The 24,384-nt window shown below is 42.1% G+C and carries 21 protein-coding genes; 4 read left to right on the top strand and 17 right to left on the bottom strand.

Annotated features, from left to right (window positions below):
* Positions 1-61 precede the first annotated feature (61 nt).
* Together VCA1004_RS07355 and VCA1004_RS07360 are read right to left on the bottom strand one after the other, a co-directional pair.
* Positions 62-469, bottom strand: coding sequence for a DUF454 family protein (locus tag VCA1004_RS07355; protein WP_086984650.1), 408 nt, complete (start codon positions 467-469; stop codon positions 62-64).
* 435 nt (positions 470-904) lie between these two features.
* Positions 905-2,005: a response regulator gene (locus VCA1004_RS07360; protein WP_164520841.1), complete on the bottom strand. Its 1,101-nt coding sequence runs from the start codon at positions 2,003-2,005 to the stop codon at positions 905-907.
* Positions 2,006-2,527: 522 nt separating this feature from the next.
* Between VCA1004_RS07360 and VCA1004_RS07365 the strand changes: the two genes are divergently transcribed.
* Positions 2,528-3,403, top strand: a complete 876-nt coding sequence (locus tag VCA1004_RS07365; RefSeq protein ID WP_086983589.1) for a LysR family transcriptional regulator — start codon at positions 2,528-2,530, stop codon at positions 3,401-3,403.
* A gap of 163 nt (positions 3,404-3,566) precedes the next feature.
* Here the strand turns inward: VCA1004_RS07365 and purF are convergent, their stop codons facing one another.
* From purF to fabB, 10 genes are all read right to left on the bottom strand, one after another.
* Positions 3,567-5,084 (bottom strand): amidophosphoribosyltransferase, encoded by a 1,518-nt coding sequence (purF, locus tag VCA1004_RS07370; protein WP_086983586.1) that lies wholly within the window; start codon positions 5,082-5,084, stop codon positions 3,567-3,569.
* A gap of 44 nt (positions 5,085-5,128) precedes the next feature.
* Positions 5,129-5,623 carry a CvpA family protein gene (locus VCA1004_RS07375; protein ID WP_086983583.1) on the bottom strand — a complete coding sequence of 165 codons (495 nt, stop codon included), beginning with the start codon at positions 5,621-5,623 and terminating at the stop codon, positions 5,129-5,131.
* A 64-nt stretch (positions 5,624-5,687) separates the two neighbouring features.
* Positions 5,688-6,275 carry an SPOR domain-containing protein gene (locus VCA1004_RS07380; RefSeq protein WP_086983579.1) on the bottom strand — a complete coding sequence of 196 codons (588 nt, stop codon included), beginning with the start codon at positions 6,273-6,275 and terminating at the stop codon, positions 5,688-5,690.
* A complete protein-coding gene (gene folC, locus VCA1004_RS07385) occupies positions 6,265-7,554 on the bottom strand; it encodes a bifunctional tetrahydrofolate synthase/dihydrofolate synthase (protein WP_086983576.1) in 1,290 nt (429 codons plus the stop codon). The genes VCA1004_RS07380 and folC overlap by 11 nt, the downstream gene beginning before the upstream one ends.
* A gap of 104 nt (positions 7,555-7,658) precedes the next feature.
* Positions 7,659-8,573, bottom strand: coding sequence for an acetyl-CoA carboxylase, carboxyltransferase subunit beta (accD, locus tag VCA1004_RS07390; protein ID WP_086983573.1), 915 nt, complete (start codon positions 8,571-8,573; stop codon positions 7,659-7,661).
* A gap of 415 nt (positions 8,574-8,988) precedes the next feature.
* Positions 8,989-9,777, bottom strand: a complete 789-nt coding sequence (gene truA / locus VCA1004_RS07395) for a tRNA pseudouridine(38-40) synthase TruA (RefSeq protein WP_086983571.1) — start codon at positions 9,775-9,777, stop codon at positions 8,989-8,991.
* Between the two features lie 204 nt (positions 9,778-9,981).
* On the bottom strand, positions 9,982-11,964 hold the full coding sequence (locus tag VCA1004_RS07400; RefSeq protein WP_126000524.1) for a FimV/HubP family polar landmark protein: 1,983 nt from the start codon (positions 11,962-11,964) through the stop codon (positions 9,982-9,984).
* 488 nt (positions 11,965-12,452) lie between these two features.
* Positions 12,453-13,466 (bottom strand): aspartate-semialdehyde dehydrogenase, encoded by a 1,014-nt coding sequence (locus VCA1004_RS07405; protein WP_086983565.1) that lies wholly within the window; start codon positions 13,464-13,466, stop codon positions 12,453-12,455.
* A gap of 46 nt (positions 13,467-13,512) precedes the next feature.
* Complete coding sequence (locus VCA1004_RS07410; RefSeq protein ID WP_086983562.1) at positions 13,513-14,682, bottom strand: 4-phosphoerythronate dehydrogenase; 1,170 nt, start codon at positions 14,680-14,682, stop codon at positions 13,513-13,515.
* A gap of 124 nt (positions 14,683-14,806) precedes the next feature.
* Complete coding sequence (gene fabB / locus VCA1004_RS07415; protein WP_086983559.1) at positions 14,807-16,030, bottom strand: beta-ketoacyl-ACP synthase I; 1,224 nt, start codon at positions 16,028-16,030, stop codon at positions 14,807-14,809.
* 306 nt (positions 16,031-16,336) lie between these two features.
* Between fabB and mnmC the strand changes: the two genes are divergently transcribed.
* Complete coding sequence (gene mnmC / locus VCA1004_RS07420; protein ID WP_086983556.1) at positions 16,337-18,388, top strand: bifunctional tRNA (5-methylaminomethyl-2-thiouridine)(34)-methyltransferase MnmD/FAD-dependent 5-carboxymethylaminomethyl-2-thiouridine(34) oxidoreductase MnmC; 2,052 nt, start codon at positions 16,337-16,339, stop codon at positions 18,386-18,388.
* 128 nt (positions 18,389-18,516) lie between these two features.
* On the opposite strand, the gene VCA1004_RS07425 is transcribed toward mnmC, so the two are convergent.
* From VCA1004_RS07425 to VCA1004_RS07435, 3 genes are all read right to left on the bottom strand, one after another.
* Positions 18,517-19,044 (bottom strand): NADPH-dependent FMN reductase, encoded by a 528-nt coding sequence (locus VCA1004_RS07425; RefSeq protein ID WP_086983553.1) that lies wholly within the window; start codon positions 19,042-19,044, stop codon positions 18,517-18,519.
* A 130-nt stretch (positions 19,045-19,174) separates the two neighbouring features.
* Entirely contained in the window at positions 19,175-19,432 is a 258-nt protein-coding gene (locus VCA1004_RS07430) for a YfcL family protein (RefSeq protein WP_086983549.1), read from the bottom strand.
* Between the two features lie 77 nt (positions 19,433-19,509).
* Positions 19,510-20,049, bottom strand: a complete 540-nt coding sequence (locus VCA1004_RS07435) for an elongation factor P hydroxylase (protein ID WP_086983546.1) — start codon at positions 20,047-20,049, stop codon at positions 19,510-19,512.
* Positions 20,050-20,293: 244 nt separating this feature from the next.
* On the opposite strand from VCA1004_RS07435, the gene VCA1004_RS07440 reads away from it, so the two are divergent.
* Complete coding sequence (locus VCA1004_RS07440) at positions 20,294-20,935, top strand: trimeric intracellular cation channel family protein (protein WP_086983543.1); 642 nt, start codon at positions 20,294-20,296, stop codon at positions 20,933-20,935.
* A gap of 292 nt (positions 20,936-21,227) precedes the next feature.
* Here the strand turns inward: VCA1004_RS07440 and aroC are convergent, their stop codons facing one another.
* Both aroC and prmB read right to left on the bottom strand, forming a co-directional pair.
* A complete protein-coding gene (gene aroC / locus VCA1004_RS07445) occupies positions 21,228-22,313 on the bottom strand; it encodes a chorismate synthase (RefSeq protein WP_086983541.1) in 1,086 nt (361 codons plus the stop codon).
* 352 nt (positions 22,314-22,665) lie between these two features.
* Positions 22,666-23,598, bottom strand: a complete 933-nt coding sequence (gene prmB, locus VCA1004_RS07450; RefSeq protein WP_086983538.1) for a 50S ribosomal protein L3 N(5)-glutamine methyltransferase — start codon at positions 23,596-23,598, stop codon at positions 22,666-22,668.
* 117 nt (positions 23,599-23,715) lie between these two features.
* Between prmB and smrB the strand changes: the two genes are divergently transcribed.
* On the top strand, positions 23,716-24,246 hold the full coding sequence (gene smrB, locus VCA1004_RS07455; RefSeq protein WP_086983535.1) for an endonuclease SmrB: 531 nt from the start codon (positions 23,716-23,718) through the stop codon (positions 24,244-24,246).
* Positions 24,247-24,384 lie beyond the last annotated feature (138 nt).

A 24,384-nucleotide genomic window follows, 5' to 3' on the forward strand; every position in this document is an offset into this window, starting at 1 on the left:
AGAAGCAAGCTTTTAGCATTTCCTATACAAAGAGGCTGATGTGCCGCCTGAGATGGCGATGTTAGTGATTTTCACGAGGTTCATCAACCTCATGATCAGTTTCAAGAATGGGTAATCGATGAAAGCAAAACAATAATATGGCATAACCGAGCACAAGACCTAACTTCATCCACCAAGCTGTCAGCATGATAAAGGAAAAGATAAAACTGAGACTCAACAGCAGATAACCGCGCTTTTTCATCTTTGCACTGACGGCTCGGTGTTGTTGCCAATTATCAATGATCGGCCCAAGATGAGGGTGGTGGTGAATCCAGTGATGGAATTTTTCATTGCTGCGAAGAAAACAAGCACTCGCAAGCAATAAAAAAGGGGTGGTAGGAAGTAAGGGCAAAAAGATCCCCAAAACGCCTAATATCAAGGCTAAGCCACCTACGGCGTTTAATAAAATTTTACGTATGATGGCTTTTATCCCTAAATAAACACTAAAAACAAGCAATAGACCGCCTACTTAACTGCAAGATTTTTAGTGGTAACACTAGTTTTGGCTAAGCAGGTTTATCCAAGTTAGTGTTGCAGGAAGTGTGGGTAAAAGTAAAGCTACTATGATCCCTAAAAAGTAAAAAAGATTAAACGGTTCCTTAAAATTGGTCTCTGCCATCATTCATCCCTTCATTATCATGAAAGCCGCACTATAAAAGATAAAGTTGATGACAAAAACGGACAATCCAAAGGGTTATTCCAAAGCTGAAAGCTACGTCACAAAACCCGTTGGCAAAAAGCTAAATCCTCAAAAGCCTAAATACTCACAAACCTAATACTCACAAATCAAGTGATAGGAACCTAACTTATGAATCAGTAACTCCAACATACAAAGTCAAATCAAGCTCATAAAACATCACCGTTATTAATAACTAAGATTAGTGATCATTAATTTAAAACTTCGCACTCCTATTTCACTTAACACCAACTCCCCACCCTGTTTCATCGGCAAGTCGCTGGTCATAAAGTTACCTGTACACCCTTCACCTAATTTAATTCCTTTTTCAATCACTTGTGCCGAGCCTGCGTGTGTCCAACGGCTTTTTAATCCAGCAGGTAAAATAGAAATACTGCCTTCAACCATATCAGCAATGCCAAATAACGCATTAATCGGTGCAGAACATTGAGTACAACTAATGCCTTTTTCTACCGCATCCGCCAAATCTTTTAAATCCGAATGACAACGTTTACGAGTTCTTAAAAAGTCATTAAATAATGCTCTTACTAACAAAGCTGAGCCCACACCATTGTCGCCACCATCAGAAGAATCCAACAAATAAAAGGCAAATCGACCATCCATTAACCAAGCATAATCAAACACTAAGGGCATCATTTCCGAAGGCTGTAAGACTAAGTAACTGCACTTCCAACCCCCTTGTTGGGTGTCCCGTTCAGGTTGAAGCGCTTGCAACAGATCTCGAGACGTCACAACATTGTCTTTTAAGTGATTTAAGTGCCAATACAGCTCTTTTTCTTGATCAATTTGCCCAGAATGATCCAATTGAAACCATTGGCTTGAAAAGTCTCTGACAACACTAGGATTTGCGTGGGATTCAGAGAGTGTTGATTGAATTGCGGAGGTAAAATGTTCAAGGCGAGTGATGGGTTTGGTCAGGAAGTCTTTAATACCAAAACGGAGAACTTTTGCCACATCAGCCATATCTTCGGTCGCTGAGACCACAATCATAGGTAACATGGGAAATTGCCAACTGACTTCTTCCACTAATTCAATCCCGGTCATGATTGGCATATTCAAATCACAAATCATCAAATCGGGAACATGTTGGCGTAACGTTTTCAGAGCTTCAAGACCATCTTCCGCTTCAATGACCTCATAGCCTAATTGCCGCAAGTAAGTAGCCATCATAGAACGAAAAACAGAATCATCATCCACCAGCATAATTGTTTGCATTGCATTACCTAGGTCAGCATCAGGGGTTTGCATATAAGACACAAAATTATGCATATTGGGATAACCTCTTAATCGTCAGTGAATCTCTAATACCATTCATATGAAAGGTGAAATTATCTCATCAACACGTTCATCAGCCAATCTATAGTGTGTGGTTATCAATATCTTGGCTTTTATAAGAATAACTGCCGAGTTAAAAATACTTATTGTGAAACACGAGAATAAAACGATTTTTATGAGAATGATTGTTACGAAAACTAGAGCCTAAACACATCAAGTTTGTTCACATAACCTACTTCAAAAGTAGTTATCAAAAAGAGTAAATTCAACTTACAACTCAGATTATTTTGAGGGGATCTCAAAAACAAATAATAATTGGAACTTTTATCAATAAGATTAGATGGCAGCTTGAAAATGAGAGATAAAAGATTGTATTTAAAACTAGCTGGCCTGATGATAAGGTCAAATAACAAGGATTTTTGATAATACACAATCATTTTTGATATTGAACAACCAACTTTGTGGATGTTTGATTACACTAACCACTAACTCGATGTATTTATAAGTGCACATACCATGAAACTTGATGATTTGAATTTATTTCGACTAGTTGTAGACAATGGAAGTTACACGGCAACATCCCGTAAAACGAGTATCCCTGTTGCCACTATCACTCGTCGGATTCAAGCTTTAGAAGAAGGCTTAAACTTACGTTTACTCAATCGTAATGCGCGCAAGCTTTCACTTACCGAAGCTGGACAACGTTTCTACGATGAATGTTCACCTTTATTAAAGCACCTAGCAGAAACGACCGAAAGTATCTCAGATGAATGTCGAGGCGCATCTGGTAAATTGCGTATCTCCGCGCCTTCCAATACCGCCAAGCGCATGATCATGCCAATGCTGAATGAATTTATGGCCAAATATCCAGAGATTCGCATTGAGCTTTCTATGACCAATTACGCCGATCAACTTGATCCTACTGAGTGGGATGTGATCTTCCGTGTTGGCCCACAACGCGATTCCACCCTAATTGCACGTAAAATAAACCAAGTGAAAGATATTCTGGTCGCAAGCCCTAAATACCTTGCTGACTGCGGTGATTTACACCACGCCGAAGATTTACGTCATCATGCCCTCTTAAAAGGCTTACCCCTCGTTAAGTGGCAACTGACTAACTCTCAAGGTGAAACCATTACAATAAATGAAAAAGGCCGTCTGGAAGCCAGCGAACTTAATGTGGTACGTAAAGCATGTACGTATGGATTGGGGATCAGTTTGATGCCAGATGTAATGATTGAAGCCTATTTACGTGAGGGTCGTTTAGTTCAAGTGCTGGATGACTGGAGCGCAAACTCACGTGATATTTATATGCTGTATAACCACAAACATCATCAACCAGAAAAAGTTCGTCTCTTGATTGATTTTATTGCGCAGCACGAAGCGCTCTAATCTCGCAACTACGACTCTCTCGTGAAAACACAAAGCCAGAGCATTACACTCTGGCTTTCTAGTAGTAAACAAGCTATTGGTAAACAAGATTTGTCGTGGTCTCAAGCCCACTGTCGAGAAAGGCTAAGCCTGATAAATATCAGACTTACGAACACATTCCCAATCATGCCCCTTCGTTATGCATCTCTAAATTTGCTAGATCCACTTGCATATCACGCTCTAATTTTGCGTCATCATTACGCAGCGAATCGATATGATCGAGATAAGCTTGGTCAATATCACCAGTCACGTATTGTCCACTAAATACTGAGGTTTCAAACTGAGTAATATTGGGGTTGCCAATACCGACTGCATCCACTAAATCATCAATCTCTTGGAACATTAACGCATCAGCTCCTATCATTTGACAAATTTCGTCAATATCACGACCGTGAGCGATCAATTCATTAGCGCTAGGCATATCGATACCATACACATTCGGGAAACGAACTTCTGGCGCAGCCGACACCATGTACACATTCTTCGCCCCAGAATCACGAGCCATCTCAATGATTTGCTCAGAGGTCGTGCCTCGGACAATAGAATCATCGACTAATAACACATTCTTACCTTTAAACTCCGAACGGATGGCGTTTAATTTACGACGTACCGATTTTTTACGCTGTTGTTGGCCCGGCATAATGAAAGTTCGCCCAACATAGCGGTTTTTCACAAAGCCTTGACGGTAAGGTTTATCGATAAGTTGCGCAATTTCTAACGCAATATCGCACGAAGTTTCAGGAATAGGAATGACCACATCAATGTCTAAATCATCCCATTCACGCTTAATTTTCTCACCCAGTTTTTTACCCATTTCAACACGTGCGCTGTACACGGAAATTTTATCAATGAAAGAATCTGGACGAGCAAAATACACAAACTCAAAGATACAAGGATTTAATTTCGGCTCTTCAGCACATTGCTCACTAAATAATTGCCCATCAAAGGTGGCATAAATCGCTTCACCTGGTGCGACATCGCGAACAAAATCAAAACCAACCGCATCCAATGCCACCGATTCAGACGCCACCATGTATTCAGCGCGGCCATCAACGACACGTTTACCTAAACATAATGGACGAATGCCGTTAGGATCACGAAACGCTACCATACCGTGCCCAATAATCATCGCAGCGACGGCATAAGCACCTTTTACGATGGTGTGAACTTTTCGAATCGCATTAAAGATATCAGCTTGAGTGAGGGGATAATTTTCGAATTGATCAATTTCTTGGGCGAGGATATTAAGAAGAACTTCTGAGTCGGAGGTGGTATTAATATGACGGCGTCCTTGTTCAAATAACCACTGCCTGATGTCGTTGGCATTAGTCAAATTACCATTATGGGCTAAGGTTATTCCATAAGGCGAGTTCACGTAAAAAGGCTGTGCTTCAGAAGCACTTGAACTCCCCGCCGTCGGATAACGAACATGCCCCACACCCACTGTGCCTTGTAGTCTTTGCATGTGCTTAATTTCAAACACATCTTTAACTAATCCATTAGCCTTACGTAGACGAAAACGATTGCTATCTATGGTAATAATACCTGCCGCATCTTGGCCACGATGCTGCAGTACCGTTAAAGCATCATAAATCGATTGATTGACAGGCGTTACACCTACGATCCCAACAATACCACACATGTCTTAAATCCTCGATTGGTAAAGAACTGGTGCTTACCGTCCCTTTAGATAGCCGCACCAGACAAAAAACTTGATGTTTGTTTTAGATGGTCAAAAAAAGGAGCAATGATTCGACTAAATTGCGGAATCAACTGCGACTCTTTCCACCAATCTGAATTTGGGAATGCTGTAAAGGCATCCATAAAAAATAACACGACCGCTACGATCAGTACCCCACGCAAAGCGCCAAATACAATCCCTAATACTCTGTCAGTGCCCGATAAACCAGTTTTAATCACCAATTGACTAACCACGTAGTTCAACAAAGCTCCAACCACTAAAGTGGCAATAAATAACGCCCCTAAAGCAGCGCCATTGCGGGCCATATCATTTTCGATATTAGTGAAGTAGGCAGCAAGCTTCAGGTAGTATTGAGTGGCAATATAAAATGCTCCACACCAAATCACCAATGACAAAGCTTCTTTTACAAAACCACGTACTAAGCTGATCAAAGCTGAAAAGCCGATCACCCCTAAAATGACAAAATCTATCCAAATCATAAAATTTACATCTTAAGTTGGCGCGCATTTTAACAGAAAAATACGCGACGCAAACGTTTTCTTATTAATTAAGTGGCTTAAATGTCTGTAATTGACCTTTGAGCCCAGTAATTTCTTTTAGCTTATCAATTTGTTGTTCCATTTTTTCTTTTGAAACATCAGGACCGATAATTACACGAGATAATCCACCATCTGGTCTTAAATGCGCTTGGAAACCGCGCTTTTGCAGATCGGCAACGAGCTTCTTCGCGTTATCTTGGTTTTTCAAAGCAACTAACTGAATCATCCAAGCGCTATCATTATATTGATTGGTTTCCCTCATTGGTGCCGGCTTTTGCGCCACGGTTTTAGGCTTAGTTTGGGTAACAGATGGACGATTGTTCGATTGAGGTTCCGCTTTAGCTGTGGTTGTAGGTTGCTCTTCAATCGTTTGGCTAACGGGTTCGTCAGGTAAGGCTACATCTAATTCAACCGGTGGCTTAACCTGATGACCAGAGCTTGGCGTTGCCTCATGATTAGGTTTGATCGGAATCGCCGCGAAGTCTTCTTTATAATGTTCCTTCTGACCATCAAATACATCAGGTAATACAATGACCCCAATCGCGACTAAGATCACCGTCCCTATCAAACGACTTTGAAACTTACTGGCCATGCTGACTCCCCATGTTCGTTGTTTGCCAATAATCGAGAACCGCTCCTACCGTATGGAAAGAACCGACAACTAAAACCACATCATCTTTAGTAGCGTGTTGATTTGCCTGTACAAAGGCTTCGACAGGCGTCTCAAACTTACCTTCCACCTGTGGAAGATAACCGACTAATTCATCCACATTCGCCGCCCTTGGGCCATGCAAAGAAGCAGGATACCAATGAGTGACGACAGAAGACAATGCCGATAAAGTGGAAGCAATATCCTTATCATGCAACATTGCCACTACGGCTCGAATGGTTTGGTTAGGATAAGCATGTTTTAGCTGCGTCACCAGATATTGAGCAGAATGTGGATTATGAGCCACATCTAACAAAATAAGGGGCTGTTGAGACAGAACTTGCATCCGGCCTGCTAGCGTCGCATTGTGCAAGCCATTGACAACATTGACATCGCTAAGCTCTAAACCAGAGACACTCAAGGCCATCAGGGCGGTAGCCGCATTGGCTAAAGGAAGAGAGGGAATAGGTAAATCGTTTAAATCAAAGCCACCAGACTGCCAACGCCAGCGTTGTTGTTTTTCATCCGTCACTTGATAGTTAAATTGCAATCCTACTTGATAAAACTCAGCGCCAATATCATCAGCATGCGCTGCAACGGTATGAGGGGCTTTCGGTTGTCCACAAATCGCCGGTCGACCTGTACGATAAATTCCTGCCTTTTCAAAGCCAATGACATTAATATCATCACCAAGCCAATCGACATGATCTATCGCTAAACTTGTAATCACAGACACATCGTGATCAACCACATTCGTGGCATCTAAGCGCCCTCCTAACCCAACTTCAAGCAAGACTACATCCACATTTTGTTGTTGAAATATCCGCAAAGCCGACAAGGTCCCAAACTCAAAAAAGCTTAAACTAATGTCTTTTCTTTGTTGTTCAATAAAATCGAAAGATTGGGTTAACAATGCATCTGACACATCCTGCCCGTTAATACGTACACGTTCATTATAGTGAATCAGATGAGGAGAACTATAAACACCCACTGTATAGCCGGCATCAAGTAAAATGGATTCCATGAGTGCGCAGGTTGACCCTTTCCCATTGGTCCCGGCGACTGTAATCACCGTTGGAGCGGGTTTGGTTAGATTGGCGGCTTGAGCAACTTGGCTCACGCGATCTAAGCCAAGATCAATGGCACTGGAATGGATATTTTCTAAATAATGAAGCCACATCGCTAAAGGAGATGTGGCTTCAGGAGAATTAAGTTTGCTCATTAAATGCTGAACTCATTATATCTTCACATCAATGAAGATAAGATAACATTTTATTGGCTATTTATCGCAAAAAATAAACCGCTATTTATCCTAAGATAAAGGGATTATTTTTCTTTCTTATCTGCCACAGGGACTTCATATGCGGCATCATCAGAAGATTCTAATGGAAACTGATAATTCGTTAATTTAGCCACCAGCTTACCAATACGTGGACGCATCTCACGACGGTCAACGATCATATCAATCGCACCGTGCTCTAATAAGAACTCACTACGTTGGAAGCCTTCTGGTAGGTTTTCACGTACCGTTTGCTCGATAACACGACGACCAGCAAAACCAATAATGGCTTTTGGCTCACCGATATTGATATCACCTAACATCGCAAGACTGGCAGACACACCACCGTAAGTAGGGTCTGTCATCACGGAAATAAAAGGCAAACCTTTTTGAGATAAACGTTCTAACGCCGCACTGGTTTTGGCCATTTGCATCAAGGACATTAATGCTTCTTGCATGCGAGCACCGCCACTTGCAGAGAAACACACTAAACCACAATTATTTTCAATCGCCGCATCGACCGCACGAACAAAACGCGCGCCGACTACAGAGCCCATCGAACCGCCCATAAATGAGAATTCAAAAGCACAAGCGACTAATGGCATGCCCATCAGCTCACCTTTCATAGCAACAAGAGCTTCGCTTTCACCACTTTCTTTTTGTGCAGTTGAAAGACGGTCTTTATAACGTTTAGAGTCTTTAAACTTCAATTTATCTTTCGGTTCTAACTCTTGACCAATTTCAACTTGAGTACCGGTATCTAAAAAGGTTTCAAGACGACGACGGCCTTTCATGCGCATGTGATGGTCACACTTAGGACAAACTTCTAAGTTACGCTCTAACTCTGCTTGATATAACACCTGTTCACAAGAGGTACATTTGGTCCAAATGCCTTCAGGGATAGACGCTTTACGAGTATTAACAATATTGGTAGTTGTAAAAATTTTTTCAAGCCAACTCATGGGAAGACCTTTTAGCTAGATCCCTCGCGTCATGCAAGAGATGAGAATTTGAGAAATAAAATACGGAGCAAATTAAAACACATAATGTCCGCAGTGTAGATAAAAAACTGGTTGTACCTATATTAATGCGTTTTAAAAAACACCAAAAATCACAAAAAGGTTAACTAATGCACAGTTTTTAATCGAAAAATTGAGATTTATCATACAGTGACGTAATCACGCTAGTGTAATAATAATGTGAAGAAAATCAAACTAATCCATAAAACTGAAGGTTGATTAGCAATAACAGGCAATCAACCAGCAAAAGATATTAGCAGCCGCAAATGATTCTCCACAACCCCCTTGGTAACACAACCAATTATTCGCTAAAACCAGTTATTGGCTAAAATAGAGCGAATTGCAGGCTAACATAAAACTAATTATTAGCTAAAAATAACGGACCAATTGCCACTTTCGGCAAATTAAAATGTTCTGGATAATCCACATCGACAAGATACAACCCTTCGGCCTTGGCGGTGGCTCCAGCTAAGGTTCGGTCTTTTTGCGCCAACAACCATTCAATCCATTCGACCTTTTCTTCGCCAGTGCCCACTTTGATCAAGCTCCCAACGATATTTCTCACCATGTGATGTACAAAAGCATTGGCTTTAATATCCACAATCACATATTGCCCCATGCGAGAAACATTAAGGTGCATCACATTACGCCACGGACTTCTCGACTGGCAATGTACCGCTCGGAAAGAGGTAAAATCATTTTCGCCTAACAAGTATTGCCCGGCTTGGTGCATTTTTTGCTCATCGAGCGGATTATGATAATGGCTTACTCCCGAGCTTAATATTCCAGGGCGAAAAGCATTATTAAAGATGATGTAGCGATATCGACGCGCTGTCGCTGTAAAACGTGCGTGAAACTCATCTGAGACTTCATGCGCCCAACGCACCGCAATATTACTTGGTAAGTTAGCATTCACACCCATTGTCCAAGCAACTAACTTACGAGAGGCCGTAGTATCAAAGTGTACCACCTGTCCCGTGCCGTGAACGCCTGCGTCGGTTCGCCCTGCGCATTGCACTTCAATAGGGTGATTCGCGACAATCGATAACGCTTTTTCTAAATGTTCTTGTACACTCGGTACGTCTTTTTGCTTTTGCCAGCCAAAAAGCTTACTACCATCATATTCAACACCTAAAGCAATGCGCATGTTAACCACTCTTTTTTATACATCAATCAATAAGCCGCAAAGTATATAGACTCAATTATGGATAAGAAAGTCATAACCACGTAATTCATTACCTAGCAGTGAGTCTATCGCCACCTTTTCTCAGGTGTAAAACAACCATTTAAACAACAAAAAGACGGCCCGAAGCCGCCTTAAATGATAAAACTGTCCTTACATATTATCGATTCACGACAATAACCCTAATAGCTTTTTCGCTTCCTGTTTGAGTGATTGGTCGCCTTTGGCTAATACTGTTTTGAGTAATTTTTCAGCGGTACGCTTGTCATCCATTTCCATAAAGACGCGAGCAAGATCTAAATGACTGTTCATTTCAGCGTTAATATCCACATCGAAAGGTTTGACATCCCCTAACACATCAGGGAACTCATCCAGCCCGACTTCTAAATCTGGTTCATCAGAAGCGTCGACTGTTTCAAATGATTGAGCTATTTTAGTTGGTTGATCTATTTCAGGTGGTTGAGCTATTCCAGTTGGTTGAGCTTCGGCTTTTGCTTGCGTTAACTCGTTATGCGCTTTCGTGGCAACTTCGGCCTGCGATTGCTCGAGGGACTGCTGTTGCGAAACAGACGCCTGTAACTGTGTATTATCGTCAAGTGTTGGAGATACTAGCGCCACCGCTTGTTCAGATTGAACAGGAGGCTGAGTAATTAAACGTTCATCAAACTCATGTTGCGGAGCTGGCTCGTCTGCTTGTGCTTCTGGAACCTCTTGCATTGACACATCAAATTCGACCGGTTTCATTTCTGCATCAAGGCGCGCTTCATCTTCGCTATAAACCATCGATGCCATGTCATCAAAGCTGATTTCTGTTTCTGTTTCTGTTTCTGTTTCTGTTTCTGTTTCTGTTTCTGTTTCTGTTTCTGTTTCTGTTTCTGTTTCTTGATAATGGTTATCGACAGCAGAGACATCTGCAAGCAAAATTTCCGGATTAACACTCACCTCTTTAGGCTCAACTTTCTGAGTCATTGCCAAGGTTTCTAGCGGTTGATTTGTTTTCGGTTGACGCACAAAAAGCAGTCGCACAATTAATAAAATCAAGACTAACGGTAATAAGATGATCACCCACAACCAAGGATGTTGATTAGCAATACGTACAAAAGCTTGAGGAGAGTCGATTGATGTAGAAGGCGCTTCATCAACCTGCATAGCATTGGCTCGATTGTGATCGCCTATGGCCAAACTGTTTTTCAATTCATTTAACTGCTGCTGAATTTTTGTCAGTTCATCGGTTAAGCGAGAATTCATTTCCTCAACTTTTTCCATCTCGATGGTTTCAGTGGTTAAATCCGATACTATCGATTGTTGCTCCTCATCCATCACCTCATGAGCAGGAGCTTGTGTTGCGATGACCCCATTCACCGGAGCATCAGCTTCTTCGTTTTGTTGCAAGCTAGCCTTTGATACTGAGCTATCCTCTGGCGACACAGCGTAAACTTGAGAGGTCGCAGCTTGAGAAACGGTGGTTTGAGAAACTGTAGATTGAGAATCCGTTGTTAGTGACGCACTTGCGCTCTGTGAAACTGATGCAAGCTCTTGTGGGGATTGAGACGCCGGTTCTGCAACTACAGGTTCTGTAGCCGCTGTTTCGCTAACAACAGCTTCTGTAATAGTAGGTTTTGCGTCGCCTTCTCGCTCCTCAACGGGCACAGCTAGGCTGGTATAATCTTCTAGTTTGGCTGGCGGGGGGGGAGTAAGGCTTGAATCAACTTGTGAAGGCACCGGGCGTTGTTTATCGCGCTGAATAACCTCAACGGCTTGTTCTGTAGTGACCTTTTGAATCGCGTCTAATGTGGGTAAGCGCAACATACTGCCGGGAATTAAACCGTGAATATTATGATCTTCAAACGCCTTAGCATTGAGTTGGTAGGTCGCTAATACCGTTTGAGCCACAGAGACCGACTTCGCAGGACGATAATCTTTTGCTATCGACCACAACGTTTCCTCTTCTTGCGTTGGCCCATAAGTTGAGGCTATATCATCGTCAGAATACGAGACCGTTGGCAAAGACAGAGATTCCGATGTTTGTTGGCTAGACACCTGGCTTATTGGTTCTTCTGCTGTTCTTACCTCATCTGCACAAGCAGCCGGCATTTGCGTTGCAAACAATAAAACAACAGGAGTGATAAAGTGCTTAAATGTATAGCGCATATAAAATTCGGCTGATCCAAGAAGTTAATCAATAAATTTAAATATATAGGATAATACCCCTATTCGGGTAGTGATGATGTCTAAAAACATCTATTTTTCAGTTATTTTTCTCTCAAACCTCACTTTTCATACCCTAAGTTAACCTTAACGGCCAATAAGTTAACCTCAGCTGCGAATAACTAGAAGTCACTCAATACAGCACTTTGGGCGTCTAACTTCGTTAAAATCAACGCAATAGGCCAGCTATTGACTTATGATTTTGCCTTGTTAGTCATCCCAAATTGCAATATTGAGAGAAAGCAATCAACCCTATGTACCTGATAGATTTTTTATCTTTTATATATCATAAGGTTAGAGTTGTTATTGTGACACTCTTATCCGCAGTTGAGGTTAAGTTAACCTCAACTGCGGATAAGTTAGAAAAAAAGCCTCATGTTTGACATAAGGCTTTTCGTGATAATCAATTTATATTATTGCTGATGGCAGTGTTAAAAATAATCTCGGATTAACACTTCGGCAATTTGTACCGCATTGGTGGCCGCTCCTTTACGCACGTTATCAGCCACAACCCACATATTGATCCCACTGTGGTGACTAATATCATTACGTACACGCCCTACCATAACGGTATCTTTACCGCCAGCATCACGAACTTGAGTCGGATAATCCTCACCACGGAAAACTTCCACCCCTTCCATTTGCTCAAGCATATCCATTACTTGTTCAGCATCGATTGGCGATTGCGTTTCGATGTGTAAAGATTCTGCGTGGCCATAAAATACCGGAACTCGCACGCAGGTAGGATTGACTTGAATGGATGGGTCGTTGAAAATCTTTTGCGTCTCCCACACCATTTTCATCTCTTCTTTGGTGTAGCCGTTTTCCATCATCACATCGATTTGTGGAATACAGTTAAAAGCAATTTGCTGTGAGAAAGCATCATTTTCTGCTGGTAAACCATTCAGAAGTTTTGCAGTTTGTCCTGCTAATTCATCAATGCCCTTTTTACCTGCTCCTGAAACGGATTGATAAGTGGAAACATTAATACGTTCAATACCTACCGCATCATGAATCGGCTTTAATGCCACTAACATTTGAATGGTTGAGCAATTTGGGTTAGCAATAATATTACGGTTACGGAACTCAGCAATCGCTTCAGGATTCACTTCTGGCACCACTAGCGGTACATCAAATTCATAACGGAATTGTGAGGTATTATCAATCACGACAACCCCTTCATCCGCAGCAATTGGTGCCCAATGCGCCGATAATTCACCGCCCGCAGAAAAGAGTGCGATATGCACTTGCGACCAGTCAAACTCTTCAACGTTTTGCACTTTGATGGTTTTGCCATTAAAACGATACGTTTTGCCTTCACTACGCTCACTCGCCAATAAGAATAAATCTCCTACTGGGAATTTACGCTCTTGCAGTACTTCCAGCATGGTTTCGCCAACGGCACCGGTTGCGCCAAAGATTGCCACGTTAAATTCTTGACTCATTTAAACCTCAATTTAGATATAGAGCGTATGGATTCATTTAAGCTGTTTATTCAGCTCGTTTAAACCCTAATTGATACAAAGGTGTCAGTTTTGCGTTGAATTGCGGGGTTGCGGATACGGTGATCGCCGAATACTCACGACGGTCCCAATACTCTTTTCGCATCCGATCAAACGCTTTTGCTTGTTTTTCGCTGTCTGCTTCATCGATTACACGACGAAACAGCGCATCATCCTGGCGCACATCATAGATCAACTGAGTCAAATTGTGCAGTAATGCTTGGTTTTTATTATCGTCATCTTGCCAGCCTTGAGCCAAATTAACCGCCGGAATGGGCGCAACCGGTAATAATGATTCAGGATTTGCGCGCAGCTCTAAGCCAAGAAACTGACAATAACGATTGAAAATGATGGTGGTGCCTCGTGCTTTGCCTTCAAGGCCATATCCTGCGATATGAGGCGTGGCGAAAGTCAACAAAGGCAGCAAGTCTAAATCCACACACGGTTCTTGTTCAAACACATCTAAGACAGCGCAAAAGCCATCTTGTTTTTGTAAACGTTGCTTTAATGCTCGATTATCCACCACAGGGCCACGAGCAGCATTCACTAAAATTTGATCGCCACGTAACGAGGCTAACTGCGCCGAACCGATTAAATGATGAGTCGGCCATTCCCCTGAATTAGTAATAGGAGTATGCAAAGAAATCACATCCGCTTGCTGAAGCAATACCGATAATTCCGTGAAATGACGTGGATCGCCTGCAGCTTGCTTAGGAGGATCATTGAGTAGAGTTTTCACTCCAATAGCTTGTAAGCATTGTGCTAAATAGCTTCCAACTTGCCCAGCTCCCACAATCCCTACGGTTTTATCGAATAAGTGAAAGCCTTGTTGCTGCGCCATAACCAATAACGCACTGATCACGTACTCTGCCACCCCAACCTTGTTACAGCCTGGCGCTGCTGAAAATGCAATGCCTTTTTCTGCTAATAAGGCTTGGTCAACATGATCCATGCCCGCTGTCGCCGTCCCAACGAACTTGAGCTTATTGGCTTTCATTAACAGTTGAGCATTTACTTTGGTTACCGAACGAATCATCAAGGCATCCACATCCACCAGATCATCTGCACATAGCGTTCGCCCAGGCTTCATTTCTACCTCACCTAATTGGCTAAATAAACTTTCGGCATAAGGCATGTTTTCATCAATGACGATTTTCATTCTGAGATCTCAATAGTGAATAAGGGCCCATAATAAAAAAATCCCCAGCCTAAGCCGAGGATTTTTTTATTAAATATTGATAATGCCTAACATCATTGGGATGACCGCTTAAGGCATAAGACCATTACGCTTCGTATTTCTTAATCACAAGCGTTGCGTTGGTTCCACCGAAGCCAAAGCTGTTTGACATGACCGTCTTCAACTCTTGCTCACGAGGTTCTGTCACGATATCAAGACCTTCTGCTTCAGGGTCAAGCGTGTCAACGTTGATGCTCGGTGCAATAAAGCCATGCTCAAGCATCAAAGTAGAATAAATCGCTTCATGAACACCCGCTGCACCCAATGCGTGACCTGTCATCGCTTTAGTTGCAGAAATCGCCGGACATTTGCTATCGCTACCTTTGCCAAAGACTTCTTGAATCGCACCAAGCTCTTTAACATCACCCACAGGTGTTGATGTACCGTGCGTATTCACATAATCGATCACATCGACATTTTGCATTGCCATCTTCATACAGCGCACTGCGCCTTCACCTGATGGCGCAACCATGTCGTAACCATCTGATGTTGCGCCATAACCAACGATTTCACCGTAGATTTTTGCGCCGCGAGCTAGAGCATGTTCAAGTTCTTCAATGACCACCATACCGCCGCCACCAGAGATAACAAAACCGTCACGGTCAGCATCGTAAGTACGAGATGCACGATCAGGGGTTTCGTTGTATTTGGTTGAAAGCGCGCCCATTGCATCAAACATCATCGCGGATGACCAATGTAATTCTTCACCACCACCGGCAAAGACTACGTCTTGTTTACCAAGTTGGATAAGTTCTAGAGCGTGACCAATACAGTGTGCCGATGTTGCACAAGCTGAGCTGATGCTGTAGTTCACACCGCGGATTTTAAATGGCGTCGCAAGACAAGCTGATACCGAAGAAGCCATTGTACGTGGCACCATATAAGGCCCAATACGTTTTACGCCTTTTTCGCGTAAGGTATCGACTGAAAGTACTTGGTTTTGAGAAGACACACCGCCTGAACCAGCCACTAAGCCAGTACGATCGTTAGACACTTGATCTTCAGTTAATTTAGAATCTTCAATCGCTTGCTGCATTGCAAGATAAGCAAAAGAGGCAGTATCACCCATAAAGCGCATTTGTTTACGATCGATGTGCTCGCTTGGGTTAATCTTCAATTCACCCCAAACTTGAGAGCGTAGACCAGCTTCTTTAAACTGTTCAGAACCTGTAATGCCTGATTTACCTGTTTTTAAAGACGCTAATACTTCTTCTACGTTATTACCGATACTAGAGATAATACCTAGACCAGTGATGACGGCTCGTTTCATGTGACGTTCCTATAATTCAAAAATCGCTTAATGATAACTGACTTCACAATTTAAGTGGTCAGCTTTCCTTTAATACTTATTCTACATGAGCAAAAATTCATCGCTCTGTATCACTCGATGTCGCTGTAGCTTACTGCCCAGCTTTTCTCTGTGCGTTGATCTTGATCGTCATGCTACAGAAAACGGGCCAATGATAAAACCCAAGCCATTAAATCGGTAATAAGGCCTTTATAATTCACCGCTTAGCAATGATCACCCCTTACCCTTACTTCATTAAAGTATATAATAGCCCCAAATTGATACAAAATGACAGGTAATATCCGCGTGATTAAAAATGCCCAGCTCGAATGGAATGAATCCGGTACTCCCATTTCCCACCAATTTGATGATGTCTACTTTTCCAACCAAAACGGTTTAGAAGAAAGTCGTTACGTTTTCATCAAACAAAATCATTTGCTTGAACGTTGGCAAGCAGCACTACAACCACGCTTTGTGATTGCAGAAACCGGGTTTGGAACTGGCCTTAACTTTTTAGCCGTTTGGCAAGAATTTGCTGCATTTCGATTGGCTAATCCACAATCGGCGCTTACCCAATTGCACTTTATTAGCTTCGAGAAATTCCCTGTCCAATTAGATGATTTAATCAAGTCTCATGCGGCTTGGCCAGAGCTGCAACAATACGCCAAAGAATTACAGCAACATTATCCGCTTGCGATCCCTGAATGCCACCGTTTAGTGTTGGCCGATGGCATGATCACGCTTGATCTTTGGTTTGGAGACATCCACGACTCATTACCTAAGCTTGCTCAATCTGAACATGGCTTAGTCGATTCGTGGTTCTTAGATGGTTTTGCACCAAGTAAAAATAAAGACATGTGGAATGACGCGCTATTTAATCACATGGCAAGATTAACCAAGCTTGCAGGAACTTGTGCCACCTTTACCGCTGCCGGCTTTGTTCGTCGCGGTTTAATCGAAGCAGGCTTTGACATGAAAAAAGTCAAAGGATTTGGCACCAAACGCGAAATGATCGCCGGCCAACTAATGAGCCTTAAAGCGCAATCAACCTATGCACCGTGGTTACCTCGCTTCCCATTAGAATCGGAATCAACACACCCATCTATTGCTATCATTGGTGGCGGCATTGCCAGCGCGACATTAGCGTTAGCGCTGCATCGTCGAGGCCATCACATTAACCTTTATTGTGAAGATGATAAGCCCGCTTTAGGCGCTTCAGGCAACCGCCAAGGTGCTTTGTATCCATTAATTGCTGAACCTGGCTCCGCATTAAATCGATTCTTTGCCCCGGCCTTTTTATTTGCTCGTCAACTGGTTCAACAAGCTTCTCAAGCGCTTGAGTTTGATCATCAATTTTGTGGCGTGACCCAATTAGCTTGGAGTGATAAAGCCAAAAGTAAGCTGGATAAAATGTTACTCAATGAATATCCAGACCAATTGCTAACCGCTTTAGATAGTGAACACACCGCCAAGACTATCGGCCTAGATATGGATTTAGAGAGCATCCATTACCCGTTAGGAGGTTGGTTATGCCCTCAGCAACTGACGCAAGCGTTAATTTATGAGTTGGAAAAACAGCCAAATGTCCAAGTACAGTTTAATACTCGTATTGAGGCGTTATCATTCCATCCCGAAGAGCGTCAATGGACTTTACAAGCATCAGAGGCTTCCTTTACCCATAGCGCCGTTGTTGTCGCCAATGGTCATCAATTTTCCCGCTTCAAACAATTGAGCGCCATTGCGGCCACTCCCGTTAAAGGACAAGTGAGCCATATTCCGACCACGGATACCCTCAGTAAATTAAACACGGTTTTATGCTATGACGGTTATATGACGCCACAAAACGTTAATAATGGACATCACTGTATTGGGGCTAGTTATGATCGCAGTCATATCGATGCGCATTTTGATCCTGAAGCTCAGGTGAGCAATGGTAAACGCTTACAAGATTGCATTCCTAACCAAGCTTGGGTGAATGAGGTTGATACTTCCGGTAACCTTTCTCGACAAGGCATTCGTAGTGTCACCCGTGATCACCTTCCTTTCGTAGGTAATGTCTTCCAATTTGAGCCAGTTGTCGAAAGTTATGCTCAATTAGACCCTCAAATTCTACGTAAGCATTCAGAGCTCATGCCTAATATTCCGCATTATCCAAATTTATTTTGTATGGTAGGCCTAGGTGCGCGCGGACTTTGCTCTGCACCATTACTTGCCGAAGTACTGGCATCACAAATCTCGGGTGATCCACTTCCGTTACCATTAGAAGTATTAGAAAAAATTCATCCGGCGAGAATGTGGGTAAGAAAAATGCTCAAAGGTCGCCCCATTACCGAGGAGTAATACCATTAATCGTACTCATTATCTGACCATCTAATTCATGTGATTGGTATAATTAGTGTGATTGATATAATAAAAAACGGGATGAGCTTACCGCGCATCCCGTTTTTTATTAATTCAATAACTGAGAGTTAGGCATTTAATGTTGCGGCGGCTTGCGCTAATTTTGTCGCTATTTTTTCATCCGTTACTTGTCCTTTTTCCATATCGAACACATCATAAAAGCTAGGTACAGATACCGAAGCTTTAACATCTGCATGAAAAAAAGCACCCGAATTAACCGCTTGAGCTAAAACACTCTGTGCGCCACCAGGACCTGGGCTAGTCGAAAGATAAACCACCGGTTTGTGAGCAAACATTTGTTGATTAATTCTTGAAGCCCAGTCGAATAAGTTTTTATAGGCAGCAGTATAAGTACCATTATGTTCTGCTAAAGAAATCACAAAAGCATCGGCACTTTCTAACTTTTTAAAATAAGCCTGAGCACCTTCTGGGCGACCCACTTCTTTTTCTGTATCTTCACTGAACATAGGCACGGGAAAGTCGTTCAAATCCAACACTTCCACTTCAGCACCTTTCACTAAATTTGCCGTATAAGTCGCTAAAGCACGATTAATTGAGTGAAAGCTAGTGCTCGCACCAAAGGCAATAATTTTCATAAAAACTCCAAATTTTAATCACTAACGATGGATTAACTGTACTCAGTTTATTTCCCTATTAACACCCAAACGCTTTTATCAAGTTGTTCAAAAATTTAGAATAAAGTCAAGAAAAGATGTTAATTGCATGTTAACCGTTCAACCTGTCCCACATTTTTGCCACAATCACTTGGTCTGATGGTTTCAATTCACTACGAGCTTCATCCAAACTGGTTTGAATCTTTTGCTTAAAGATCTCTACATCTTCGATCCCTTCCAATTCACAATCTGCTGCCGCTAATGAAATATGACCACGCAAATAACCACCAGCAAACAGCTCATCGTCTGAAGCAGTCGCTACTGTGGCATCAATGGATTCCAATAAGGCTTCTTCTAATTCAAGTATCATTTTATTTTCTCTATTCCTTTAACGGTTTAAGCCACAATATGATTCAATTAACAATATGATTTAATTAACAATAAGATTTAAGCAACGATAAATTGCTCAGCACTTAATGGTGGCACTTGATAATATTCACGCAATGACTCCGACAACATCGCTACTCGAGGCGGAAGTCCTTGTTGCAAAATAGTGACCACTTCTTGTTTCACTTTTTGCATAAAGCCTAAACGGTCTGGCTCAAAATCACCATTTAAATTATCGCAACTGACCGAAAATGGAAAACCGGCACTCATTGACAATATCCATTCATAAGCTTGTGGCCGAATTTCAACTTTTTCAAATTCCGCTTGAACCTGTGCCGTTCGACCATCCGGTTCATACCAATAGCCAAAATCTTCTAATAAACGGCGTTGTGGTCCAGCCACGCACCAGTGAGCGATCTCATGCATCGCTGAAGCAAAAAAGCCGTGAGCAAAGACAATACGATGATAAGGCGTTTTTTCATCTGCAGGTAAATAGATAGGTTCATCATCACCGCGAACTAAACGAGTATTGTAGTCGGCAAAAAAAGTTTGATTGAAAATAGCAATAATATCTTCAGGTGTATGTGTTTGTAACGGCATTGTATTCATGAATAATAACGATAATAACAATTAATAGGTGGCTATTGTCCTTTCTTTTATTAGTCAGGTAAAGCTTCCATAACAGGCAATATCAAGGAGATGAGTTATTCTCAACGAGCCCATAACATTCAGATTAGTTTTTCTAATCTTCTAAGCTTAAAAAGCACGATAATTTTCATTCGCAATAAATAGTGATCCACTCTACAATCTCGCCTAATTTATAAATGAAATGGTACAGTCTTCCATGTTGTTAAGTATTATTTACGTTATTGGCATTACTGCTGAAGCGATGACCGGTGCATTAAGTGCTGGACGCAGAAATATGGATTGGTTTGGTGTGATGCTAGTTGCTAGTGCAACGGCAATTGGCGGCGGCAGTGTGCGCGACATTATTTTAGGGAACTACCCTCTAACTTGGGTAAAGCACCCTGAGTATTTACTCATTACTTGTGTAGCAGGAATTTTAACGACCTGGGTTGCAAAATGGGTAGTAAAATTCCATGGTATTTTTATTCGCCTAGACGCCTTAGGGTTAGCGGCTTTTAGTGTTATTGGCTGCCAAGTGGGTATCAATATGGGGCTGCATCCAGGGATCTGTCTGGTTGCTGCTATCGTGACAGGTGTCTCTGGTGGTTTATTGCGCGATCTCATTTGTCGTCAAGCGCCACTTGTTTTGCATCAAGACTTATACGCCTCGGTAGCTTTAGTCGTCGCGGCCTTGTACTTAGCTTTATTGCATTTTGGCTTTAATGAGATAGCAACCGTGAGCTCCTTAATTGTTGGTTATGTTATGCGTATGGCATCCGTGCGTTTTAAATGGCGATTACCGACGTTTTGTTTAATCGACAACTCAGACAACAATTCAGAGTCAACCGTCAAACATTAACTCAGCCTTCTTAAGAAACGAACTTTGATGATGTATCGAAAGTTCGTTTCTCTATTTTCTTTATGTCAAAGAGTTCTTTACGTCACAGAGCTCAAAGCACAATGTCACTTTGACCAATAATCGTATCCATAATGGTAGCTTATGCGCTACACCCACCATCAAATGATAAGAACAATATTGCACTAAAAAAGCCGTGGAATTACCACAGCCTTTCATTTACCTCTATCAAGAGCAGTCACTCACCGAAAATGAATCTTGGATAGAATAAAAACAAAAAATGCAGTTAAACCCATTAAATCTTCGGCGTTTGCGTTGTCACCCCATGATTTTGACCACGGTGGCGCAATAAGTGATCCATTAAAACAATGGCTAACATCGCCTCTGCAATTGGAACCGCACGAATACCGACACATGGGTCATGACGTCCTTTGGTGATAAGTGACGTGGACTCCCCTTGTCGATTAATTGTTTCACCAGGAACCGTAATGCTTGAGGTGGGCTTTAAAGCAATGTTGGCCACAATATCTTGACCAGAAGAAATGCCCCCTAAAATGCCACCTGCATGGTTAGATTTAAAACCTTGTGGGGTCATTTCATCACGATGTTGGCTACCTTTTTGCGTGGCGACGTCAAAACCATCACCAATTTCAACACCTTTTACTGCATTTATTCCCATAAGTGCATGAGCAATATCAGCATCTAAGCGATCAAAAATCGGCTCACCTAAACCGACTGGCACATTGGTTGCTACTACTGAAAGCTTGGCCCCTATCGAATCACCTTGTTTTTTCAGATCACGAATTAGCTCGTCTAAGGCGGCAACCTTATCGACATCTGGACAGAAAAATGGGTTATTTTCAATTTCATCCCAATCGACTTTATCTATAGTCACATCGCCCATTTGGGATAAATAAGCCCGGATTTCAATGCCAAACTCTTGCTTTAAATACTTCTTCGCAATGCCCCCAGCCGCCACTCTCATTGCGGTTTCACGTGCAGAAGAACGGCCACCACCGCGGTAATCACGCACACCGTATTTTTGGTGATAAGTGTAATCTGCATGGCCTGGGCGGAATTTGTCCATGATTTCAGAATAGTCTTTAGAGCGCTGATCCGTATTCTTGATCAACAGACCAATTGACGTTCCTGTTGTCACGCCTTCAAATACACCCGATAAAATCTCAACTTCATCCGGTTCCCGACGCGCCGTTGTATAACGAGATGTTCCTGGACGTCTGCGATCAAGATCTTGTTGTAAGTCTTGTTCAGAAATCTCAAGCCCTGGAGGGCAACCATCCACAATGCACCCGAGTGCTTTTCCGTGGCTTTCACCAAACGTGGTTACTCGAAAATGCTGACCAATACTATTCCCTGCCATGAATCCCTCTTATCGATATCTCTAATCGTGTTTCAATTTCATAGTTAGCCTCAACTGCGGTATTGATTAACTTCTAATTATCCGCAGCTGAGGTTAGTTAGCTTAAGTGTACCGTTAATTACACCGTTGCTTTCAATAGCACAATAACTGTCTATTACTATAATGACTGTCTATTATTACAATGATTTTCTATACCTGACTAGATAGTGTCTTTAAGCCTTTAGCTTGTAAACCCTATTTGAGAAAATAATCGCCTTATTATAAACAAAAATGCCAACCTCGTATGAGATTGGCATTGTCTTAAAAGCCCATTTAAAAAACCTAGCTTAGATATGATACGCAGGTTATCTCATTATCTTTTGTAAATTGAAAAATCCGCCGCGTGCTCAACTAATTGCTCACGAGTAAGCAAGAATACGCCATGGCCACCATTTTCAAATTCTAACCAAGTAAATGGAATATGTGAGTATTGCTCCATCACATGCACCATCGAGTTGCCAACTTCACAGATCAAAATACCATCATCGGTTAAATAATCAGGGGCATCGGCAAGAATACGTCGCATCAATTTAAGCCCATCAGTTCCCGCTGCAAGGCCAAGCTCCGGTTCATGTTTAAACTCTTCCGGCAAACTGTCCATATCTTCTTGATCCACATAAGGCGGATTGGTCACGATGATGTTGTATTTATCTTGTGGAATATCGTTAAAAAGATCAGAACGAAGTGGGAACACTTGTTGCTCTAAACCATGATCGGCAATATTTCTCTCCGCAACCTGTAATGCATCCACAGAAATGTCCACGGCATCAACTTCAGCATTTTCAAAGGCGTAGGCACAAGCAATTGCGATACAACCACTGCCGGTACATAAATCCATAATGCGAGTCGGTTGCTCTGTTATCCATGGCTGGAATTGTTGCTGAATCAACTCACCAATCGGCGAACGAGGCACTAAAACACGCTCATCGACATAAAACTCTAAGCCGCAGAACCAGGCTTTATTGGTTAAATATGCTGTTGGTGTACGTTCATTTATACGCTGAATCACACGTTCAACAATACGCATGCGCTCGCTGGTGATAAGGCGTGAATTTAATACGTGTGGAGGAATATCAATCGGTAAATATAAAGTTGGTAGGATCAATTGTACGGCTTCATCCCAAGAATTATCCGTGCCATGACCATAAAATAATCCCGCGGCATTAAATCGGCTAACCGTCCAACGGATCATATCTTGAAGGGTATGCAGTTCTGATACCGCTTCATCTATAAAAATTTTATCCAAGAGTGCCTCCACATGGCTTTTAGCTAAAATACATCCTGACACGACAAACCGATAAGGAAACTCGCATCTTAACTAATCTTAAGGTTACAATACCGCCCTTACTGTAAAGGATCTATCATGAGCGAGAAAGACTTCAATAACGAAGACGACTTTGCGCTATTTCAACAAGAAATGAAGGGCGTTAAAAAGTTGTCACAGGATACCATAATCCAACAACCGAAAAAGAATTTACATCAAAAAGAGATTCGTCGCACCTTCCGTGAAGCCAAAGATAACGAGTTTTATTTTTCCGATGAGTTTGTCCCGCTATTAAGTGATGAAGGTCCAACCCGATACGCTCGTGATGATGTATCTAAATACGAATTAAAGCGTTTACGTCGCGGTGTTTATGTCCCTGACGTATATTTAGATCTCCATGGTATGACTCAAATGGAAGCAAAGCGAGAGTTAGGTGCCATGATTGCGCACTGTGTCAAAGAAGGGGTGGCTTGCGCGAGCGTCATGCACGGTATTGGCAAACATATTTTAAAACAAAAAGTCCCTTTATGGTTGGCGCAACACCCTGATGTTATGGCTTATCATCAAGCACCACTTGAATTTGGAGGCAATGGCGCGCTCTTAGTGCTTATCACAATTCCAGAAAAATAACGCCTTTCTATTGTCCTCTTATTGACTTAACACCTGCCCTCTGCGCCACTTTATACCAATCACATTAATTAGATGGTCAGATAGTGAGTAAGATTGATGCTCTCCTTCATCATTTAAAAGTTGGGAGACAGCAACGAA

The sequence above is a fragment of the Vibrio aphrogenes genome (assembly GCF_002157735.2).
Taxonomy (GTDB): Bacteria; Pseudomonadota; Gammaproteobacteria; order Enterobacterales; family Vibrionaceae; genus Vibrio; species Vibrio aphrogenes.